The sequence below is a fragment of the Streptomyces rectiviolaceus genome (genome assembly GCF_039533825.1).
GTDB lineage: Bacteria > Actinomycetota > Actinomycetes > Streptomycetales > Streptomycetaceae > Streptomyces > Streptomyces rectiviolaceus.
The window spans coordinates 16,256-35,640 of sequence record NZ_BAAAUG010000029.1; the positions used below are offsets into that span (position 1 = coordinate 16,256).

General features: G+C 70.6%; 21 protein-coding genes and 1 riboswitch. Of the genes, 10 read left to right on the forward strand and 11 right to left on the reverse strand.

Features of this window, described 5'->3' with window-relative positions:
- From ABD378_RS09725 to ABD378_RS09745, 5 genes are all read right to left on the reverse strand, one after another.
- Positions 1 to 873 (reverse strand): hypothetical protein, encoded by an 873-nt coding sequence (locus tag ABD378_RS09725; RefSeq protein ID WP_344520157.1) that lies wholly within the window; start codon positions 871 to 873, stop codon positions 1 to 3.
- A 44-nt stretch (positions 874 to 917) separates the two neighbouring features.
- A complete protein-coding gene (metF, locus tag ABD378_RS09730; RefSeq protein WP_344520158.1) occupies positions 918 to 1,838 on the reverse strand; it encodes a methylenetetrahydrofolate reductase [NAD(P)H] in 921 nt (306 codons plus the stop codon).
- Between the two features lie 89 nt (positions 1,839 to 1,927).
- The gene (gene thiE, locus ABD378_RS09735) at positions 1,928 to 2,584 is read right to left on the reverse strand and encodes a thiamine phosphate synthase (RefSeq protein ID WP_344520159.1); all 657 of its coding nucleotides are present in this window, start codon (positions 2,582 to 2,584) and stop codon (positions 1,928 to 1,930) included.
- Positions 2,585 to 2,669: 85 nt separating this feature from the next.
- Entirely contained in the window at positions 2,670 to 3,035 is a 366-nt protein-coding gene (locus ABD378_RS09740; RefSeq protein WP_249590410.1) for an Rv2175c family DNA-binding protein, read from the reverse strand.
- Between the two features lie 54 nt (positions 3,036 to 3,089).
- Positions 3,090 to 4,256 (reverse strand): NAD(P)/FAD-dependent oxidoreductase, encoded by a 1,167-nt coding sequence (locus ABD378_RS09745; RefSeq protein WP_344520239.1) that lies wholly within the window; start codon positions 4,254 to 4,256, stop codon positions 3,090 to 3,092.
- A 184-nt stretch (positions 4,257 to 4,440) separates the two neighbouring features.
- A riboswitch (TPP riboswitch) is annotated at positions 4,441 to 4,553 on the forward strand.
- Between ABD378_RS09745 and thiO the strand changes: the two genes are divergently transcribed.
- The 6 genes from thiO (at position 4,551) to ABD378_RS09775 (ending at position 10,436) form a co-directional block, all read left to right on the forward strand.
- Positions 4,551 to 5,741 carry a glycine oxidase ThiO gene (thiO, locus tag ABD378_RS09750; RefSeq protein ID WP_344520160.1) on the forward strand — a complete coding sequence of 397 codons (1,191 nt, stop codon included), beginning with the start codon at positions 4,551 to 4,553 and terminating at the stop codon, positions 5,739 to 5,741. It overlaps the preceding riboswitch by 3 nt.
- The gene (gene thiS, locus ABD378_RS09755) at positions 5,738 to 5,956 is read left to right on the forward strand and encodes a sulfur carrier protein ThiS (protein ID WP_344520161.1); all 219 of its coding nucleotides are present in this window, start codon (positions 5,738 to 5,740) and stop codon (positions 5,954 to 5,956) included. Before thiO ends, thiS begins: the two co-directional genes overlap by 4 nt.
- 6 nt (positions 5,957 to 5,962) lie before the next feature.
- Positions 5,963 to 6,757 (forward strand): thiazole synthase, encoded by a 795-nt coding sequence (locus tag ABD378_RS09760; protein ID WP_344520162.1) that lies wholly within the window; start codon positions 5,963 to 5,965, stop codon positions 6,755 to 6,757.
- A 91-nt stretch (positions 6,758 to 6,848) separates the two neighbouring features.
- Complete coding sequence (gene pknB / locus ABD378_RS09765; protein WP_344520163.1) at positions 6,849 to 8,825, forward strand: Stk1 family PASTA domain-containing Ser/Thr kinase; 1,977 nt, start codon at positions 6,849 to 6,851, stop codon at positions 8,823 to 8,825.
- Between the two features lie 102 nt (positions 8,826 to 8,927).
- Positions 8,928 to 9,812 carry a deoxyribonuclease IV gene (locus ABD378_RS09770; RefSeq protein WP_344520165.1) on the forward strand — a complete coding sequence of 295 codons (885 nt, stop codon included), beginning with the start codon at positions 8,928 to 8,930 and terminating at the stop codon, positions 9,810 to 9,812.
- Between the two features lie 90 nt (positions 9,813 to 9,902).
- Positions 9,903 to 10,436 (forward strand): DUF4396 domain-containing protein, encoded by a 534-nt coding sequence (locus tag ABD378_RS09775; protein WP_344520166.1) that lies wholly within the window; start codon positions 9,903 to 9,905, stop codon positions 10,434 to 10,436.
- A 32-nt stretch (positions 10,437 to 10,468) separates the two neighbouring features.
- Here ABD378_RS09775 and ABD378_RS09780 read toward each other — a convergent pair whose 3' ends face one another.
- The gene (locus ABD378_RS09780; RefSeq protein ID WP_344520168.1) at positions 10,469 to 11,101 is read right to left on the reverse strand and encodes a sulfite oxidase-like oxidoreductase; all 633 of its coding nucleotides are present in this window, start codon (positions 11,099 to 11,101) and stop codon (positions 10,469 to 10,471) included.
- Positions 11,102 to 11,275: 174 nt separating this feature from the next.
- On the opposite strand from ABD378_RS09780, the gene bfr reads away from it, so the two are divergent.
- The gene (bfr, locus tag ABD378_RS09785) at positions 11,276 to 11,755 is read left to right on the forward strand and encodes a bacterioferritin (protein ID WP_160504564.1); all 480 of its coding nucleotides are present in this window, start codon (positions 11,276 to 11,278) and stop codon (positions 11,753 to 11,755) included.
- Here the strand turns inward: bfr and ABD378_RS09790 are convergent.
- From ABD378_RS09790 to ABD378_RS09800, 3 genes are all read right to left on the reverse strand, one after another.
- Complete coding sequence (locus tag ABD378_RS09790; protein ID WP_344520170.1) at positions 11,752 to 11,991, reverse strand: (2Fe-2S)-binding protein; 240 nt, start codon at positions 11,989 to 11,991, stop codon at positions 11,752 to 11,754. The two genes, bfr and ABD378_RS09790, sit on opposite strands and share 4 nt — an antisense overlap.
- Positions 11,992 to 12,175: 184 nt before the next feature.
- Entirely contained in the window at positions 12,176 to 13,528 is a 1,353-nt protein-coding gene (locus tag ABD378_RS09795; protein WP_344520171.1) for a class II 3-deoxy-7-phosphoheptulonate synthase, read from the reverse strand.
- Positions 13,529 to 13,563: 35 nt separating this feature from the next.
- Positions 13,564 to 14,493 carry a DUF2867 domain-containing protein gene (locus ABD378_RS09800; RefSeq protein ID WP_344520172.1) on the reverse strand — a complete coding sequence of 310 codons (930 nt, stop codon included), beginning with the start codon at positions 14,491 to 14,493 and terminating at the stop codon, positions 13,564 to 13,566.
- A gap of 51 nt (positions 14,494 to 14,544) precedes the next feature.
- Between ABD378_RS09800 and ABD378_RS09805 the strand changes: the two genes are divergently transcribed.
- The 3 genes from ABD378_RS09805 to ABD378_RS09810 all read left to right on the forward strand — a co-directional run bounded on the left by ABD378_RS09805 (position 14,545) and on the right by ABD378_RS09810 (position 17,222).
- Positions 14,545 to 15,132, forward strand: a complete 588-nt coding sequence (locus tag ABD378_RS09805) for a TetR/AcrR family transcriptional regulator (RefSeq protein WP_386545414.1) — start codon at positions 14,545 to 14,547, stop codon at positions 15,130 to 15,132.
- Positions 15,133 to 15,142: 10 nt separating this feature from the next.
- A complete protein-coding gene (locus ABD378_RS44155) occupies positions 15,143 to 15,199 on the forward strand; it encodes a trp operon leader peptide (protein WP_351162541.1) in 57 nt (18 codons plus the stop codon).
- Positions 15,200 to 15,311: 112 nt separating this feature from the next.
- The gene (locus ABD378_RS09810; protein ID WP_344520175.1) at positions 15,312 to 17,222 is read left to right on the forward strand and encodes an anthranilate synthase family protein; all 1,911 of its coding nucleotides are present in this window, start codon (positions 15,312 to 15,314) and stop codon (positions 17,220 to 17,222) included.
- Here ABD378_RS09810 and ABD378_RS09815 read toward each other — a convergent pair.
- Entirely contained in the window at positions 17,219 to 18,223 is a 1,005-nt protein-coding gene (locus tag ABD378_RS09815; RefSeq protein WP_344520176.1) for a 2-hydroxyacid dehydrogenase, read from the reverse strand. The genes ABD378_RS09810 and ABD378_RS09815 overlap by 4 nt on opposite strands.
- 96 nt (positions 18,224 to 18,319) lie before the next feature.
- On the reverse strand, positions 18,320 to 19,348 hold the full coding sequence (locus ABD378_RS09820; protein ID WP_344520177.1) for a 6-phosphofructokinase: 1,029 nt from the start codon (positions 19,346 to 19,348) through the stop codon (positions 18,320 to 18,322).
- Between the last annotated feature and the right edge of the window lie 37 nt (positions 19,349 to 19,385).

The following is a 19,385-nucleotide window of genomic DNA, read 5'->3' on the forward strand; positions in this document are numbered from 1 at the left end:
TCAGTACCGGTACTGCTCGTTGTACCCCGCGTCGTAACCGTTCCCCTGGGCCTGCTCGCCCTGGTACGGATACGGCTGCTCCGGCGGGAGTTCGCCGCCGTACTGGCCGTAGGGGTCCTCGACGCTGCGCTGCTGGGGCACCCAGACCCCGCCGGGCGGCGTCTCGTTGTACGCCCCGGCCCCTGTGGCGTACGGATCGGCGGCGGGGTAGGGGGCGTACTGCTGCTGGTCGCCGTACGTGTCGTAGCTCTGCTGACCGCCGTACGTCTGTGTCCCGATGTACGGGTCGGAGTACGCGGCGTACTGCTGCTGCCCCGTCTCGCCGTACGCGTACGGCTGCTGGGGGTCATAGCCCGCGGTGGCGTACGTGTCGTAGCCGTAGCCGCCGTCCGCCGGGGCGGACTGCTGCTGTGCGTACGCCGTGTCGCTGTAGATGCCGTACTGCCCGGTGTCGTCGGGCAGCGGCTCCGGCGCGTAGACCCCGGTGCCGGGGGCGGCCTCGGGCGGCGGTCCTGCCGGGCCCGCCTGCTCGTACTCGAGGTCGGAGACCTGGAGCGTCGGGTCCTGGGTGGCCTCGGCGCCCCGCGTCGGCGTCTTGCGGCGCTTGCTCAGGCCGGGCTGGCCGCCGAGCGCCCAGCCGGTCGAGAAGCCACGGCGGAACGACAGCGTCACGTACGTCTGTCCCGTGGCGAAGGCGATCGCGCCGGCCCCGATGACAACCACCGAGGGCAGCAGCACGCCGATGACCACGCCGAGGAAGCCGCCGAAGGCGAGCAGCCGCCAGCGCAGCCGCGCCTTGTACTGCAGTAGCACTTCGCCGAGCAGCCACAGCGCGACGCATCCGAACGCGATGTAGAGGACCGTCCAGCCCATGTACGCCCCTCTCCCCCCGGCCGCCGCCCCAGGGGTACGACCGGTCAGGCCTGCGGGTGATGCAGGCCCAGATTCTCGTAGATTTCCAGCGTCGCCGTCGAGTTGTTGAGGGTGATGAAGTGCAGTCCCGGCACACCCTCGGCCAGCAACCGCGCGCAGAACTCCGTCGCGAACTCGATGCCAATGGAGCGTACAGCCGCCGGATCGTCTTTGGCTGTGAGGATGCGCTCTTTGAGAGCCGGCGGGAAGGAAGCGTTGCTGAGCTGGGGCAGCCGCTCCAGCATGCGCACGTTCGTGACCGGCATGATCTCCGGGATGATCGGAGTCGAACAGCCCGCGGCCTCGACCCGGTCGCGAAGGCGCAGATACTCCTCCGGATAGAAGAACATCTGTGTGATCGCGTAGTCGGCGCCCGCGCGGCACTTGTCGACGAAGTGCCGGACGTCGGCGTCCCAGTCGGCCGAGCGCGGATGCATCGCGGGGAAGGCCGCGACGCCCACGCAGAAGTCACCCGACTCCTTGATCAGCTGGACGAGTTCGGCGGCGTACTCAAGGCCCTTGGGGTGCTTGACCCAGTCGGCGAGGGGGTCGCCGGGCGGGTCTCCGCGGACCGCGAGCATGTTCCTGATGCCGGCGTCCGCGTACTGCCCGATGATGTTGCGCAGTTCGGCCACGGAGTGGTCGACCGCGGTGAGGTGGGCGACCGGTGTGAGCGTCGAGTCGGCGACGATCTGCTGCGTCTCCTTGACCGTGCCCGCACGCGTCGAGCCACCCGCTCCGTACGTCACGGAGACGAAGCTGGGGGCCACCGCCTCGACCCGGCGCAGGGCGTTCCACAGGTTCCGCTCGCCCTTCGGGGTCTTCGGCGCCGAGAACTCGAACGAGTACGTCGTCTTGCCGGTCGCGAGCATGTCGCGCACGGTGCGTGCGCGATCAGATCTGGTGGAAGCAGTGCCTAGGGCCATACGGGCAGGTTAGCGACGGGGCACCGCCAGCGGCCAATCCCCGTCCAACCTGCGGACAACCACCCCGAAGGTTGGCCGAAGATCGCCGATCAGGCCGTGCGCAGCCGCTTCGCGAAGTCGGCCGCCGCGGCCGCCGGATCGTCCGCCTCGGTGATCGCCCGTACGACGACGACGCGGCGGGCGCCCGCTTCGAGCACTTCGTCCAGATTGCCCGCGTCGATGCCGCCGATGGCGAACCACGGGCGGTCCGTGCCGAGCGAGGCGGTGTACCGGACCAGGTCGAGCCCGGGGGCGTGCCGGCCCGGCTTGGTGGGGGTCGGCCAGCAGGGTCCTGTGCAGAAGTAGTCCACGCCGTCCTGCGTCGCCGCGGCGGCGGCCTCGGCATCGGCGTGCGTGGAACGGCCGATGATTACGCCGTCATCGCCGCCGAGGATCGCGCGGGCCGCGGGCACGGGCAGGTCGCCCTGGCCCAGGTGCAGCACGTCGGCGCCGATGGCGTGCGCGACGTCCGCGCGGTCGTTCACCGCGAGGAGCTTGCCGTGCCGTCGGGCGGCGTCGGCGAAGACCTGGAGGTGTTCGAGCTCCTCGGCCGCCTCCATGCCCTTGTCCCGCAGCTGCACGATGTCGACGCCGCCCCCGAGTACGGCGTCGAGAAACTCGGGAAGGTCTCCCTGGCGCTTGCGGGCGTCCACACACAGGTAGAGGCGGGCGTCGGCGAGCTGCTCGCGGGCAGGCTTGGTGGCCATGAAGAGGTCCCCCCGGTCGTCGGTGGCCTACGGGCCGCGTGTCCCGGGGGACGCGCGGCCCGTACGCAACGGTTTTCCGTGTCGGTCAGACGGCGAGCGCCTGGGCGCGGCGCTTCACCTCCGTGCCGCGATTCTCGCTCAGAGCCTGCGCGGGGGTGCCGGGCAGGGTCGGGTCGGGAGTGAAGAGCCACTCCAGCATTTCTTCGTCGGAGAAGCCGTCGTCCCTCAGGAGCGTCAAGGTGCCCGTGAGACCCTTGACGATCTTGTCGCCGTCGATGAAGGCGGCCGGCACCGCGAGCGCGCGGTTCTCACCACGGCGTACGGCGATCAGCTGGCCCTCCTTGACCAGCTGGCGCACACGCGTCACCTCGACGTCGAGCATTTCTGCGATGTCGGGGAGGTGGAGCCACTCGGGGACGAGAGCATCAGTCTTTGCGTCAATCTCGGTCACGGGGACAAGCGTAGCTCCGGGCACCGACAGCGGCCGGGCAGCCGCCCCCCTCGGTCACGACAGCACTGCCTTCTTCAGCGGCACCGCGGGGTCCGACGCCAGCTCAGGGGAGAGGAGGGCGCCCGACTCGATCAGCTTGCGGCCCTGCGCCAGGTCCCTGGGACGGCCCACCGCCAGGACGGCCACCAGGGCGCCCCGCCGGAGCCAGCACACGGTCCAGGCCGCACTCGACCGGTCGCCGCGCCACACCAGCTCGTCGGCACAGGCGTGGTGGCCGGCGTACTGGACGAAGCGGCCGAACTGCTCGGACCAGAAGTACGGGACGGGGTCGTACGCCGAAGGGGTCTCGCCGATGATGTTCGCCGCCACCGTGCGCGGGCCCTGGAGGGCGTTGTCCCAGTGGTGCACGAGAAGGCGCTCGCCATACCTTCCCGAAGGGAAGGAGGAGCAGTCGCCGACCGCGTACACATCGGGTTCCGAGGTCCGCAGGTGGTCGTCGGCGACGATCTCCCGGTGGGCGCCCAGGGTGATGCCGGAGCCCGTGAGCCAGTCCGTGGCGGGGCGTGCGCCGATGCCGACGACGACCGCGTCCGCGGGCAGCCGGGTGCCGTCGTCCAGGAGGACGCTGCCGGGCTCGACGCGCTGCACGCGCGCGTGGGTGCGCAGTTCGGCCCCGGAGTCGGCGTACCAGGCCGTCATCGGCGCCGCCACCTCCGCGGGCAGCGCCCCCGCCAGCGGCCGTTCGGCGGCCTCGACGACGGTGACCGAGCAGCCCGCCTCACGCGCGGCGGTCGCGAACTCGGCGCCGATCCAGCCCGCGCCGACGACCACGATGCGGTGCTGCTCGGCGAGCACGGGCCGCAGCCGCTCGGCGTCGTCGAGGGTGCGCAGCAGATGGACGCCGGGGACTCCGGAGGCGCCGGGCAGCAGGATCGGCTGGGCGCCGGTGGCGACGACGAGGGCGTCGTACGGGACCGGGCCCCGCTCGGTGTCCAGTTCGTGGTCCGCGGGGCGCACGCCCGTGACCTCGCGGCCCAGGCTCAGCCCGATGCCGAGCGCCTCGAAGTCGACGTCGAAGGCGGAGCCCTCCGCCTTGCCGAGCAGCACGGCCTTGGACAGCGGCGGCCTGTCGTACGGCTGATGGGGTTCCGCGCCGATCAGGGTGACCGCACCGGCGAACCCCTGCTCGCGCAGGGCCACGGCGGTCTGTACCCCGGCCATCCCCGCTCCGACGACGACGACCCGGCGCTCTTCCTGCCTCCGCTGCTCACTCACCCGATCACTCTAGGGCGGCGGGCGACGCGCGCCTCAGAGCGCGACGGGGAGATCTCTGACACACCGTCACTGCCCCTGACCGCACAGCTGCCCTACCTACCCCGGGACACCAAAGGCTAAGGTTGCCGTGCAGAGCACTCGCGGGAGCCCGGACGCACCGGGCTGAGAGGGAGGCTGGACGGCCTCCGACCGTACGAACCTGATCCGGGTCATGCCGGCGAAGGGAGGGGCTGGACGCCCATGCATTCACGTACATCACCTCAAGAGACGACTGACGTCCTTGTCGTCGGGGGCGGCATCATCGGCCTGGTCACGGCCTGGCGGGCGGCGCAGCGCGGCCTGTCCACCGCGGTCGTGGACCCCGAACCGGGCGGCGGCGCGGCGCAGGTCGCCGCGGGCATGCTGGCCGCTGTCACCGAGCTGCACTACGGCGAGCAGGCGCTGCTCGGCCTGAATCTGGCCTCCGCGCGGCGCTATCCCGAGTTCGCGGCCGAGCTCATGGAGGCGAGCGGCCGCGATCTCGGCTACCGCGCGTGCGGCACGCTCGCCGTCGCGCTCGACTCCGACGACCGCGCCCACCTGCGTGAGCTGCACACCCTTCAGGAGCGGTCGGGGCTCGCGTCGGAGTGGCTGAGCGGGCGCGAGTGCCGCCGCCTCGAGCCGATGCTCGCGCCGGGAGTCCGGGGCGGCCTTCGCGTCGACGGGGACCATCAGGTCGACCCGCGCAGGCTCTCCGCCGCGCTCCTCGTCGCCTGCGAGCAGGCGGGCGTCGTCTTCCACCGCGCCTGGGCGGGGCGCCTCTCGGTCGCGGGTGACCGGGCCACGGGGGTCGTCCTCGCCGACGGCACCGTCCTGGAGGCCGGGCAGACCGTGCTCGCCGCGGGCAGCCTCAGCGGGCGCCTCGCAGGTGTCCCGGAGGGCGTACTGCCGCCCGTGCGCCCCGTGAAGGGGCAGGTTCTGCGGCTCACGGTGCCTCAGCGGTACGCGCCGTTCCTGAGTCGCACCGTGCGCGCCGTCGTGCGCGGCAGCCACGTCTACCTGGTGCCGCGCGAGAACGGCGAGCTCGTCGTCGGCGCGACCAGCGAGGAGCTCGGCTGGGACACGACGGTCACCGCGGGAGGCGTGTACGAACTCCTTCGGGACGCCCACGAACTCGTGCCGGGCATCACGGAACTGCCGCTGACCGAGACCCGCGCGGGCCTGCGCCCCGGCTCCCCCGACAACGCGCCGATGCTCGGCCCGACCGCTCTCCCCGGCCTCCAGCTGGCCACCGGCCACTACCGCAACGGCGTGCTTCTGACGCCCGTCACCGGTGACGTGCTGGCGCACTCCCTTGCCACCGGTGAACTGCCCGACGAGGCACGGGGGTTCACCCCCCTGCGCTTTGTCCGCGACCCCCTTACGCAGCGCTTCATGGAGCAGCCCGTATGACTCTCTCCGCCGTTACAGCCGTCTCCGTGAACGGAGAAGCACGCGATGTGGCCGCGGGCACCACGCTCGAAGCCCTCGTCGCCACCCTGACCGTGGCCCCGTCCGGGGTCGCCGCCGCGCTCAACGAAACCGTCGTCCCGCGCGCGCGGTGGTCCACCACCCCGCTCGCCGACGGGGACCGCGTCGAGGTCCTCACCGCCGTCCAAGGAGGCTGAACCGACATGGCAGACGACCCCTTCGTCATCGGCGGGCTCACCCTCTCCTCCCGCCTGATCATGGGTACGGGCGGTGCGCCGAGCCTGGACATCCTCGAACGTTCCCTCGTCGCCTCCGGAACGGAGCTGACGACGGTCGCGATGCGCCGCCTCGATCCCGGCGTGCAGGGCTCGGTGCTCTCCGTCCTCGACCGGCTCGGCATCCGTGTGCTTCCGAACACGGCGGGCTGCTTCACCGCGGGAGAGGCCGTCCTGACCGCCCGCCTCGCGCGCGAGGCGCTCGGCACCGACCTGGTCAAGCTGGAGGTCATCGCGGACGAGCGCACGCTGCTCCCCGACCCGATCGAGCTCATCGACGCCGCCGAGACCCTGGTCGACGACGGCTTCACGGTCCTTCCGTACACGAACGACGACCCGGTCCTCGCCCGGAAGCTGGAGGACGTGGGCTGCGCGGCGATCATGCCGCTCGGCTCCCCCATCGGCTCCGGGCTCGGCATCCGCAACCCGCACAACTTCCAGCTGATCGTCGAACGCGCGGGCGTGCCCGTGATCCTGGACGCGGGGGCGGGGACGGCGTCCGACGCGGCGCTCGCGATGGAGCTGGGGTGCGCGGGTGTGATGCTCGCCTCCGCCGTGACGCGGGCGCAGGAGCCGGTCCTCATGGCCGAGGGCATGCGGCACGGGGTCGAGGCGGGGCGGCTCGCGTACCGGGCCGGGCGGATCCCCCGGCGGCACTTCGCCGAGGCGTCCTCGCCCGCGGAGGGGATGGCCAGGCTCGATCCGGAGCGGCCCGCCTTCTGAGCGTCCCGTGCCTGTTACAGGTCGGCTGCAGTCGAGGCCCGACCCAGCCCGGGCGGGCAACGGTGTCGGCGGTGGCTCGTAGACTCCCTGCGTGGACACGACCCTTCAGGACCCGCTCGTCGGGCAGGTGCTCGACGGCCGCTATCGCGTGGACGGGCGGATCGCGGTCGGCGGGATGGCCACGGTCTACCGGGCCGTGGACACCCGCCTCGACCGCGTGCTCGCGCTCAAGGTGATGCACCCGACGCTGGCCGCCGACGTCTCCTTCGTCGACCGCTTCATCCGCGAGGCGAAGTCGGTCGCCCGGCTCTCGCACCCGAACGTGGTGGGGGTGTACGACCAGGGGGCCGACGGGGCGTACGTCTATCTCGCGATGGAGTACATCGCCGGCTGCACCCTGCGTGACGTGCTCCGCGAGCGCGGTGCCCTGCAGCCGCGCGCGGCCCTCGACATCCTGGAGCCGGTCCTCGCGGCGCTCGGCGCCGCGCACCGCGCCGGGTTCGTGCACCGCGACATGAAGCCGGAGAACGTCCTCATAGGGGATGACGGCCGGGTCAAGGTCGCCGACTTCGGGCTCGTGCGCGCGGTGGACACCGTCACGAACACGACCGGCACGGTCCTTGGGACCGTCTCCTATCTCGCACCCGAGCAGATAGAGCACGGCACGGCCGACACGCGTGTGGATGTGTACGCATGCGGCGTCGTGCTCTACGAAATGCTGACCGGCGCCAAGCCGCACTCCGGTGAGTCGCCCGCCCAGGTGCTCTACCAGCACCTCCACGAGGACGTACCGCCCCCGTCGGCGGTCGTCCCGGGGCTCGCCTTCGAGCTCGACGAGCTGGTCGCGTCCGCCACCGCCCGCACGCCCGACGTCCGCCCGCACGACGCGGTGGCGCTCCTCGGGCAGGCCAGGCAGGCGCGGGCAGCGCTCTCCGTGGATCAGCTGGACGCGGTGCCGCCGCAGGCACTCACCGCGGAGAACGGACACCACGACAACTCGGACGACCGTACGAGCGTGATCCCGCGCGCGGTGCGGTCCGTGCAGCTGCCGCTCCCCACGGACGGCGATCAGGACCGGCAGAGCGGGCAGGACCCGCAGGACCAGCTCAACCGCACGAGCGTCCTGGCGACGCCGCCGCCCGCTCCACCGGCCGCCCCCGACCGCAGGCGGCGCCTCAATCCGCGCCGCCGCACGCTGACCGTGGTCGCCGCCGTCCTTCTCGCCCTTGGCCTCGGCGCGGGCGTCTGGTACATCAACTCCGGCCAGTTCACGAAGGTCCCGCCGCTCCTGGCGAAGACCGAGGCGGCGGCCGAGAAGCGCCTCGGCGAAGCCGGGCTCGAGGTGAAGGACGTCAAGCGCGCGTACAGCGACACAGACAAGCGCGGCACGGTCATGGCCACCGACCCCAAGGCGGGCGAGCGCATCCGTGACAACGGCCGGGTGACACTGACCGTCTCGATGGGCCCCGAGATCGTGAAGGTCCCGGGCCTCAAGGGCACCCCGCTGGCCGGGGCGAAGAACAAGCTCAAGGACGCCGGGCTCGCTCCCGGGATGACGACCAAGGCCTTCAGCGACGAGGTGCGCAGGGGCTCCGTGATCAGCACGGACCCGAAGGCGGGCACCAAGCGCAAGGCGGGCTCCGCCATCACGATGGTCGTCAGCAAGGGCCCCGAGGTCGACGTCCCCGACGTGACGGGCGATTCCGAGGCCGACGCGACCGCCGAGCTCGAGGACCTGGGCCTCAAGGTCAAGACCGAGACGAAGCGGGTCTACTCCGACGAGGACAAGGGCACGGTCGTCGACCAGTCCCCCAGGGAGGGCCAGAAGCGGCTCGCCGAGGGCGACACGGTCACGCTGACGCTCTCCAAGGGCCCGGAGATGATCGAGGTCCCGGACGTCGAGGGCATGAGCGTCGACGACGCCACGCAGGACCTGGAGGACGCGGGCTTCGAGGTCGACGAGGACCGCGGTCTCCTGGGCATCTTCGGGGACAAGGTGGAGAGCCAGTCCGTGGAGGGCGGCGACGACGCCCCCAAGGGCTCCACGATCACGATCAAGATCCGGTAGCCACCGGCGGGGGCGCCCGGCCTGCCTCGGCGCCCCCGCGTCACTGCGCGCTCGGGGGATCCGGCGACGGACCCCCCACGCGCGCGTGCCATCCTGGAGCGGGTGAGCAGCAACAACTCCCCCAGCATCCCGTCCCGCAATCCCGTGGGCGGTCACGTCCCCGTGGCCGGCGGCCTCGCCTCCGTAGGGCTTTCGTACGCCCGTGATCTCGGCGCCGAGGCCGTCCAGGTCTTCGTGGCCAACCCGCGGGGCTGGGCGACCCCGCCCGGCAACCCGAAGCAGGACGAAGCGTTCCGCGCGGCCTGCGCCGCCGAGCGCATTCCCGCGTACGTCCACGCGCCTTACCTGATCAACTTCGGCTCGCACACCGAGGCGACCGCCGAGAAGTCCGTGGAGTCCCTGCGCCACTCGCTGCGCCGTGGCCGCGAGATCGGCGCGCTCGGCGTCGTCGTGCACACCGGCTCGGCGACCGGCGGCCGGGACCGCGCGGTCGCGCTGAAGCAGGTGCGCGACCGGATGCTGCCGCTGCTCGACGAGCTGACGCACGACGACGACCCCTTCCTGCTCCTGGAGTCGACCGCGGGCCAGGGCTTCTCGCTCTGCTCCCGCACCTGGGACTTCGGCCCCTACTTCGAAGCGCTCGACGCCCACCCGAAGCTGGGGGTCTGCCTGGACACCTGCCACATCTTCGCGGCGGGCCACGACCTGGCCGGTCCCGGCGGCATGAAGCAGACCCTCGACCTGCTGGTCGACACCGTCGGCGAGGGCCGCCTGAAGCTGGTGCACGCCAACGACTCCAAGGACGTGGTCGGCGCCCACAAGGACCGCCACGAGAACATCGGCACCGGCCACATCGGCGAGGAGCCCTTCCGCGAACTGATGGCCCACCCCGCGACCGCGAACGTACCCCTGATCATCGAGACGCCCGGCGGCAAGGAGGGGCACGCGGCGGACGTGGCGCGGCTGAAGGAGCTGAGGAGCAGCTAGAGACTCCGGAGATCTCTTGAGGAATACCCCCTAGGGGTATACCGTTGTTGTCAGGCGGCAGGAACGGCTATCCGACGTTGGGGGCTTCTCATGCAGCACGGTCACGAGACTCACGCCGAGCACGCGCACCACGAGCACGGGCACGGGCATGGCGGTCACGACGGTCACGCCCCCGGCGGCATGGGCAAGGTCAGCTGGCGCATGGCGGCCCAGGCGACCCTGCACTGCCTCACCGGGTGCGCCATCGGCGAGATCCTCGGCATGGTCATCGGCACAGCGCTCGGCTGGGGCAACATGCAGACGATGATCCTCGCGATCATCCTGGCCTTCTTCTTCGGATACGCCCTGACCTTGCGCGGCATCCTCAAGGCAGGCGTCGATTTCCGGACGGCGTTCCGGGTCGCGCTCGCCGCGGACACCCTGTCCATCGCGGTCATGGAGCTCATCGACAACGGCGTGATCGCGCTCTGGCCGGGAGCGATGGACGCCCACCTGTCGGACCCCATGTTCTGGTGGATCCTCGCCATCGCCCTGGCGGCCGCCTTCGTGATCACCACCCCGGTCAACAAGTGGATGATCGGCCGCGGCAAGGGCCACGCCGTGGTGCACCAGTACCACCACTGACCAGGCAAGACAGAAGACAGAAGACCGCAGGACTAGAGCTCGGGGCCGTCCCCGGGCTCTTCCTGGTACGAGTAGCGCTGCTCGGTCCAGGGGTCGCCGACGTTGTGATAGCCGCGCTCCTCCCAGAAGCCGCGGCGGTCGGCGGTCATGTACTCAATGCCACGGACCCACTTGGGGCCCTTCCACGCGTACAGATGAGGCACCACGAGCCGCAGCGGAAAACCGTGCTCCGCGGTCAGCAGCTCGCCCCCTTTGTGGGTGGCGAAAATCGTGCGCTCGTCCATGAAGTCGGCCATCCGCAGATTCGAGCTGAAGCCGTACTCGGCCCAGACCATCACATGGGTGGCATCGGGCGCGGGCGGCGCGATCTCGACCAGCGCACGCGCGGGGACACCGCCCCATTCGGCGCCGAGCATGCTGAACTTCGTGACGCAGTGCAGATCGCCGACCACGGTGGCGTACGGAAGGGCCGAGAACTCCTCGTGCGTCCAGCAGTGCTTGTCCCCGTCGGCGGTGGCCCCGAAGACCCTGAACTCCCAGCGCTCCGGGCGGAACTTCGGCACCGGGCCGTAGTGTGTGACCGGCCAGCCCCGCTGGAGTCGCTGCCCCGGTGGGAGCTCCGGCTCCACTGCTTCCCGAGATGCGCGATCCGCCGGCTGACCCATGTCTCCATCCTGACAGACCCGGGGCGATGGACGTGACCAGGAGGCCGCCGACGGACGCCGGTCGGCCGTTGATTGGGGCAACTCCTACTAAGCATGCACTTACTGGACGGCCTCTCACGCCGGTGCAAGGATGCGCGGAACCTGCCCAGTTACCACGTGGAAGGAGCCTCTGCGATGCAGGGCGACCCCGAGGTCATCGAATTTCTCAACGAGCAGCTGACCGCCGAGCTCACGGCGATCAACCAGTACTTTCTCCACGCCAAGATGCAGGAGAACTTCGGCTGGCCGAAGCTCGCCAAGTACACCCGGTCAGAGTCGATCGACGAGATGAAGCACGCGGAGATCCTGACCGACCGGATTCTCTTCCTCGACGGCCTGCCCAATTACCAGCGGCTCTTCCACGTGCGCGTGGGCCAGACCGTCACGGAGATGTTCCAGGCCGACCGGCAGATCGAGGCGGAGGCGATCGACCGCCTCAAGCGCGGGATCGAGGTGATGCGCGGCAAGGGAGACATCACTTCCGCGAATATCTTCGAGTCGATCCTCGAGGACGAGGAGCACCACATCGACTATCTCGACACCCAGCTCGAACTGGTCGAGAAGCTGGGCGAGCCGCTCTACATCTCGCAGCTCATCGAGCAGCCGGAGAGCTAGGCAGCTTCCGGAAGTTCCGTCTCCGGAGCGAGAGCCGCCGCAGGGCTGCCCTCCTTCACCAGGTCGCGGGTGGGGCACGCGCCCCGGCCGAGCAGCGCCTGGATGCGGCGTACGCACGAACCGCAGTCCGTGCCCGCCTTGCAGGCCGACGCTATCTGGCGGGGGGTGCAGGCACCGCCGTCCGCATGCTTCTTCACCTGTTCCTCGGTGATGCCGAAGCAGTTGCAGACGAACATGCGGTCCACCTCCCCGGTGAGTTCTCGATCGGGATCGATAAGTAGTGCCCGTCCCGATTGATCGGTGAGGCTAACCTAACCTTACCCGCCACTCCCGGAGCGCAAAAGCCCCGGTTACGCCGGTGGGGCGCGGATCACATGGATCCGCGCCCCACTCGTACGTTCACCGGGCAGTACCCGGCGCCTACTGGTCCCGGTACATCTCCGCGACCAGGAACGCCAGGTCCAGGGACTGGCTGCGGTTCAGGCGCGGGTCGCAGGCCGTCTCGTAGCGCTGGTGCAGGTCGTCGACGAAGATCTCGTCGCCGCCGCCCACGCACTCGGTGACGTCGTCACCGGTGAGCTCGACGTGGATGCCGCCCGGGTGCGTGCCCAGGCCCTTGTGGACCTCGAAGAATCCCTTGACCTCGTCGAGCACGTCGTCGAAGCGGCGGGTCTTGTGACCGGATGCCGCCTCGAAGGTGTTGCCGTGCATCGGGTCGGTGACCCAGGCGACGGTCGCGCCGGAGGCGGTGACCTTCTCGACGAGCTCGGGGAGCTTGTCCCGGACCTTGTCGGCGCCCATGCGGACGATGAAGGTGAGACGGCCGGGCTCGCGGTCCGGGTCGAGGCGCTCGATGTACTGCAGCGCCTCCTCCGGGGTCGTCGTCGGGCCGAGCTTGATGCCGATGGGGTTGCGCACCTTGGAGGCGAACTCGATGTGCGCGCCGTCCAGTTGACGGGTGCGCTCACCGATCCAGACCATGTGGGCCGAGGTGTCGTAGAGCCGCCCGGTGCGCGAGTCCACGCGGGTGAGGGCCGACTCGTAGTCGAGGAGCAGCGCCTCGTGCGAGGCGTAGAACTCGACGGTCTTGAACTCCTCCGGGTCCGTCCCGCAGGCGCGCATGAAGTTGAGCGCGTTGTCGATCTCGCGCGCCAGCTGCTCGTAACGCTGGCCCGAGGGGGACGACTTCACGAAGTCCTGGTTCCAGGCGTGCACCTGGCGCAGGTCGGCGTAACCGCCGGTCGTGAAGGCGCGCACCAGGTTGAGCGTCGACGCGGACGCGTTGTACATCCGCTTCAGGCGCTCGGGGTCCGGGACGCGGGACTTCTCGTCGAAGTCGAAGCCGTTGACCGAGTCGCCGCGGTACGTCGGCAGGGTCACGCCGTCACGGGTCTCGGTGCCCTTGGAGCGCGGCTTCGAGTACTGCCCCGCGATGCGGCCGACCTTCACGACGGGCACGGAGGCCGCGTACGTCAGGACGGCGCCCATCTGGAGCAGCGTCTTCAGCTTGTTTCGGATGTGGTCGGCCGACACGGCGTCGAAGGCCTCGGCGCAGTCGCCGCCCTGAAGCAGGAACGCCTCTCCCTTGGCGACGGAGGCCAGTCGGGCGCGCAGCTGGTCGCACTCGCCCGCGAAGACGAGCGGCGGATACGACTCGAGGTCCGCGATCACATCGCGCAGAGCCTCGGCATCGGGGTACTCGGGCTGCTGCGCCGCGGGAAGGTCTCGCCAGGTGTTGCCACCGGTTGGGGTGGTCTTAGCGTTCACGGTCACCCCCACAACATTACGGGGTGATGTCCGCCGTCCATTCACCCGCTCACCAAGTGAGACGGACCCGACACAGCCGAGCGCCGGCGCTCCAGCTCACGCTCGCCCGCGCTCGGCGTCGCCAGGGCGAGCCTCCGGTGCGTGCGGCGCAGCATCATGCGGGCCATGAAGGGGTGGGCCTGCTTCACCACGCCCCAGTAGATCCGCCCGCGCAGGGTGTCGGCCCGCACGGTGGAGCTCAGGGTGACGTACCGCTCGTCGACCAGGATCGAGGCGCGTGCCGTCAGGCCCCGGGCCTCCACTTCCAGGAGCAACTCGTCGCCGTCGCGGTCGATGACCGGGAAGGCGTCGCGCAGGATGCCGGTCCAGGCCTCCGGGTCGCGAGGCTGCCCGGGGAGCAGTTCCATGCGGTACGCGTCCTCGTAGCCGGGACGGTCGACGGCGGTGCGGATCAGGTGGGCGGACTCCGGCACCCCGACGGTCTCCGGGCGGCTCCACATGAGCCGGTTGTAGAGCCGCACCCTGGGCGACCAGCGCACGGGGCGGGCGCAGCCGCCCGTCGCCGCACGCTCGATGTTGTCGAAGACCTCTTCGATGATCGTGTCGTGCAGGGGCCGGACGACGGCGGACCACAGGAGGCGGTCCTTGCCGTGCGGCCGGGTCTCCAGGACATGGCGGACGCGACAGCGCCGCTCCCCTATCGGCTCGACGCTCAGCTCATGGAAGCCGTTGTCCGGCGGGGTGAAGTCGAAGCGGACGCGGTGGCCCGGCTCGTACTCCGTGACGCTGTAGCGGACCGGGCCGTGGCCGCCGGTCGCGCCCACGCCGAGCGGGCGGTCGAAGATCATCGCCGCCCAGGCCGGCGTCGGGAAGAGCGGGTCGTCCTCGGCGGAGAGCCGGTCGAGCAGGGCGCCGACCACCTCTGCCGGAGCCTTGATCACGCGCTCGTGTTCGTTGAGTACCGTGCTCATCGCGAACCTCCATACGCTGGCGTATGGTCGACCATACGGTAGCGTATGGCCATGGTGCAACGGCAGCAGAGGAAGCCCGCGGCGAAGCCCCGCCTGACCGCTCAGGACTGGGCGGACGCCGCCCTCACCGCGATCGGCGAAGGCGGTCTCGCGGCCGTCGCCGTGGAGCCCCTGGCCGTCCGGCTCGGCACCACCAAGGGGAGCTTCTACTGGCACTTCGCCAACCGTGACGCGCTCATCGAGGCCGCCCTGAACCGCTGGGCGGAGCTGCACACCGAGGAAATGATCAGCGAGGTCGAGGCCGAGCCCGACCCACGCCGGCGCGTCCGCCTGCTCTTCGGCGAGGCCATCGCGTCGGCGACCTCCGGCTCCCTGGAGGTCTCGCTCCTGGCGACGGCCGCGCACCCCCATGTCGCCGACGCCCTGCGCCGCGTGACCGAGCGCCGGGTGGCGTACGTCGCCGAGCTGTTCGCCGGGCTCGGCTTCCCCGAACCTGAGGCGCGGCGCCGCGGGCTGCTCGCGTACACGGTCTATCTGGGGCACGCGCAGCTCGGGCACGCGGTGCCGTCGGCGCTGCCCGTGGCCGACGAGTTCGACGCGTACCTCGACGAGGCCCTGGACGTCCTGATGATGCGCTAGGGTGCGGAACATGCACGCGCAGACAACCCGAAACTGGTGGTGGCCCGCTCATCCGGCGGCCCACTGATTCTGCGCGTATCGAGACTCGCGAAGGCCGCCCGAGGGGCGGCCTTCAGTGTTTTCCGGACCAGCGTCTCCGGGCCGGGCCGTTCCTCTCCGAGTGAGAAGGAACCGACCCCATGCAAACCGAGCATTCCCATCCGCACCTGCTCGATCTCGTCGACGACGATCGCCCGTTCGCCGTGCTCCGCCGCCGCACGCCCGGCCACGACCACGACACGGTCGAGGTCCTGATCGGCGCGGTCGGTACGTACGACCGGCTCGCCGACATCCCCGACGAGGGCCTCGCCCTGATCCCCTTCCGGCAGATCAGGGAGCGCGGATTCGACGTACGCGACGACGGCACGCCGCTCGCGGTCCTGACCCCCGAAGAGACGTACGAACTCCCGCTCTCCGAGGCCCTGTCGGCGCTGCCCACGCATGACGTGCGCGTCGAGGGCGGGGCCTTCGACGTCGACGACGCCGCGTACGGGGAAATCGTCGGGCGGGTCCTGCGCGAGGAGATCGGGCGGGGCGAGGGCGCGAACTTCGTCATCCGCCGGACGTACGAGGGTGAGATCCCCGGCTTCGGCAGGGCGGACGCCCTGGCCCTCTTCCGCAGGCTGCTCGTGGGCGAGCGGGGCGCCTACTGGACGTACGTCGTGCACACCGGGGACCGCACCCTGGTCGGGGCGAGCCCCGAGGTGCATGTGCGGATGTCCGGCGGGACGGTCGTCATGAACCCGATCAGCGGGACCTACCGCTACCCGGCCGATGGCCCCACGGCGGACGATCTGCTCGGCTTCCTCGCCGACGGCAAGGAGACCGAGGAGCTGTCGATGGTCGTCGACGAGGAGCTCAAGATGATGTGCACCGTCGGCGACATGGGCGGTGTCGTCGTCGGGCCGCGGCTCAAGGAGATGGCCCATCTCGCGCACACCGAGTACGAGTTGCGCGGCAAGTCGTCCCTCGACGCGCGCGAGGTCCTGAAGGAGACGATGTTCGCGGCGACCGTCACCGGCTCGCCCGTGCAGAACGCCTGCCGCGTCATCGAGCGCCACGAAGCGGGCGGACGTGGCTACTACGCGGGCGCCCTCGCCCTCATCGGCCGCGACGCGGGCGGCGCGCAGACCCTCGACTCCCCCATCCTGATCCGCACCGCCGACATCTCCGGGGACGGCAAGCTGCGGGTCCCGGTCGGCGCGACGCTGGTGCGCGGCTCGGACCCGGCGGGCGAGGTGGCCGAGACCCACGCCAAGGCGGCGGGCGTCCTCGCCGCCCTCGGGGTGCGTCCCGGACGGCCCCGCGACGAGCGCGTACGCCCCGCCCTTGCCGACGACCCTCGGGTGCGGGCGGCGCTCGACAGCAGGCGGGCCGGGCTCGCGCCGTTCTGGCTGCAGATGCAGATTGGGGCCTCCCCTGCTCGAACGGAGTTGAGAGCTTGGGGAACGACGGCGGAGCTGACCGGGCACGCCCTGGTGATCGACGGCGAGGACACGTTCACGGCGATGCTGGCGCATCTCCTTCGCTCCTCCGGCCTCACCGTCTCCGTACGCCGCTACGACGAGCCGGGCCTCCGCGAAGCGGCGCTCGCCCACGAGGGCCCGCTGATCCTGGGCCCCGGGCCCGGCAATCCCTCGGACCCCGCCGACCCGAAGATGACCTTCCTGCGCTCGCTGGCGGCCGAGGTGATCCGCGATCACCGATACGGCGTCCTGGGCGTCTGCCTCGGCCACGAACTGCTCGCCGCCGAGCTGGGCCTGGAGATCGTCCGCAAGGAGGTCCCGTACCAGGGCGCCCAGACGCGGATCGACCTGTTCGGGCGGCCGGAGACGGTCGGCTTCTACAACAGCTTCGTGGCCCACTGCGACGAGGAGACGGCACTGGAACTGGCCGCGCACGGCATCGAGGTCAGCAGGGACGCGGCCACGGGAGAGGTGCACGCGCTGCGGGGGCCCGGCTTCGCGGGCGTGCAGTTCCACCCGGAGTCAGTGCTCTCGCTGCGCGGCACGGCGATCGTGCGCGAACTGCTCTCCGGGGTGCTCGTCTAAGCCGTGGGGGCCGCCGGGACCAGTACGTTCTCGCTGCGGCGGCCCTCTTTGTAGTCCAGGACGTTGCGCACCGTGGTGTCGATGATCTGGCTGACCGCGTCCACGGTGTAGTACGCCTGGTGCGAGGTGACCACGACGTTCGGGAACGTCACCAGGCGGGCCAGGGTGTCGTCCTCGACGGCTTCGAGCGACTTGTCGAGGAAGAAGAGCCCGGCCTCCGCCTCGTACACATCGAGCCCGACGCCCGCGAACCGCCCCATCCGCAGCTCCGAGACCAGGGCGTCGGTGTCGATCAGGCCGCCGCGGCTGGAGTTCACCAGGATCGCGTCGTCCTTCATCATCCGCAGCGCGTCGGCGTCGATGATGTGCTGCGTCGCGGGGAGCAGCGGGACGTGCAGGCTGATCAGATCGGCCTCGGCGAAGAGCTGCTCCTTCGCGACGTACTTCATGCCGAGCCCGACGCACGCGGGATTCTCCGCGACGTCCCAGCCGAGCAGCTTCATCCCGAAGCCGTGCGCGATCCGGGTGAAGGCCTCGCCGATCTTCCCGGTGCCGAGCACGCCGACCGTGCGGCCCCGCAGATCCCGGCCCATCAGGCCGTCGAGCCTGAAGTCGAAGTCGCGGGTCCGGTTGCTTGCGCGGACGATGCGGCGGTTGACGGCCATCGCCAGGGTCCAGGCGAACTCCGCGACGGAGTACGGCGAGTAGTACGAGACGCGGGCGATGGTGAAGCCCAGGCGCTCGGCGACCTGGAGATCGATGTTGTTGAACCCGGTCGAACGCTGGGCGATCATCTGCGTCCCGCCCGCGGCGAGGGTCTGCAGGACGCGGTTGCCGAGATCGGCGTTGACGCTGGTGGACACGGTCTCGTACCCGGCCGCGATGGGGGCGGTGTCCTCGGTGAGGAAGACGTCCAGGCAGCGAACGTCGTGGTGCCCCTCGAAGGCCCTCTCGATCAGCGGCTTCTCATCGGCCTGCACGCCGAAGGCGAGGATCTCCATGCGGCGAGTCTATGTACCACCCGGTGGGACGGCACCCGGAAACCGGGGCCGTTCCACCGGGCGTCCCACCGAGTCGCCCGGCTCAGCCGAAGGACATCAGCCGAAGAACACCCCGACCTCGGCGTACAGCTTCGGATCCACCGTCTTCAGACGGGCCGTCGCCTCGGCGATCGGAACCCGCACGATGTCCGTCCCCTGCAGCGCGACCATCTTCCCGAAGTCGCCGTCCCGCACGGCCTCGATGGCGTGCAGCCCGAAGCGCGTGGCCAGCCACCGGTCGAAGGCGCTGGGCGTCCCGCCGCGCTGGACGTGCCCGAGGACGGTGGTCCTTGCCTCCTTGCCGGTCCGCCCCTCGATCTCCTTGGCCAGCCACTCCCCCACGCCCGAGAGCCGCACATGCCCGAAGGAGTCCTGCGTCCCGTCCTTCAGGACCATCTCGCCGTCCTTGGGCATGGCCCCTTCCGCGACGACGACGATCGGCGCGTACGACGCCTTGAAGCGCGAGGTCACCCAGGCACACACCTGGTCGACGTCGAAGCGCTGCTCGGGGATGAGGATGACGTTCGCGCCGCCCGCGAGCCCGGAGTGCAGCGCGATCCACCCCGCGTGCCGCCCCATGACCTCGCAGACCAGGACCCGCATGTGCGACTCGGCGGTGGTGTGAAGGCGGTCGATCGCCTCGGTGGCGATGCCCACCGCGGTGTCGAAGCCGAAGGTGTAGTCCGTGGCGGACAGGTCGTTGTCGATGGTCTTCGGTACGCCGACGACATTGATGCCGTACTCGTCGGTGAGCCGCGCGGCGACGCCGAGGGTGTCCTCGCCGCCGATCGCGATGAGGGACTCGACCTCGTACTTCGCGAGGTTCTCCTTGATCCGGCGGACGCCGTTCTCCGCCTTGAGCGGGTTGGTGCGCGAGGATCCGAGGATGGTGCCGCCCCGGGGCAGGATGCCCCGCACGGCCGGGATGTCGAGCTGGACGGTGTCGCCCTCCAGTGGACCGCGCCAGCCGTCCCGGAAGCCGACGAAGTCATAGCCGTACTCCTGCACGCCCTTGCGGACGACGCCCCGGATGACGGCGTTGAGTCCGGGGCAGTCGCCGCCTCCGGTCAGTACTCCGACCCGCATGGAAAAGTCCCTTCCCTCAGTGACCTGATTACGAGTC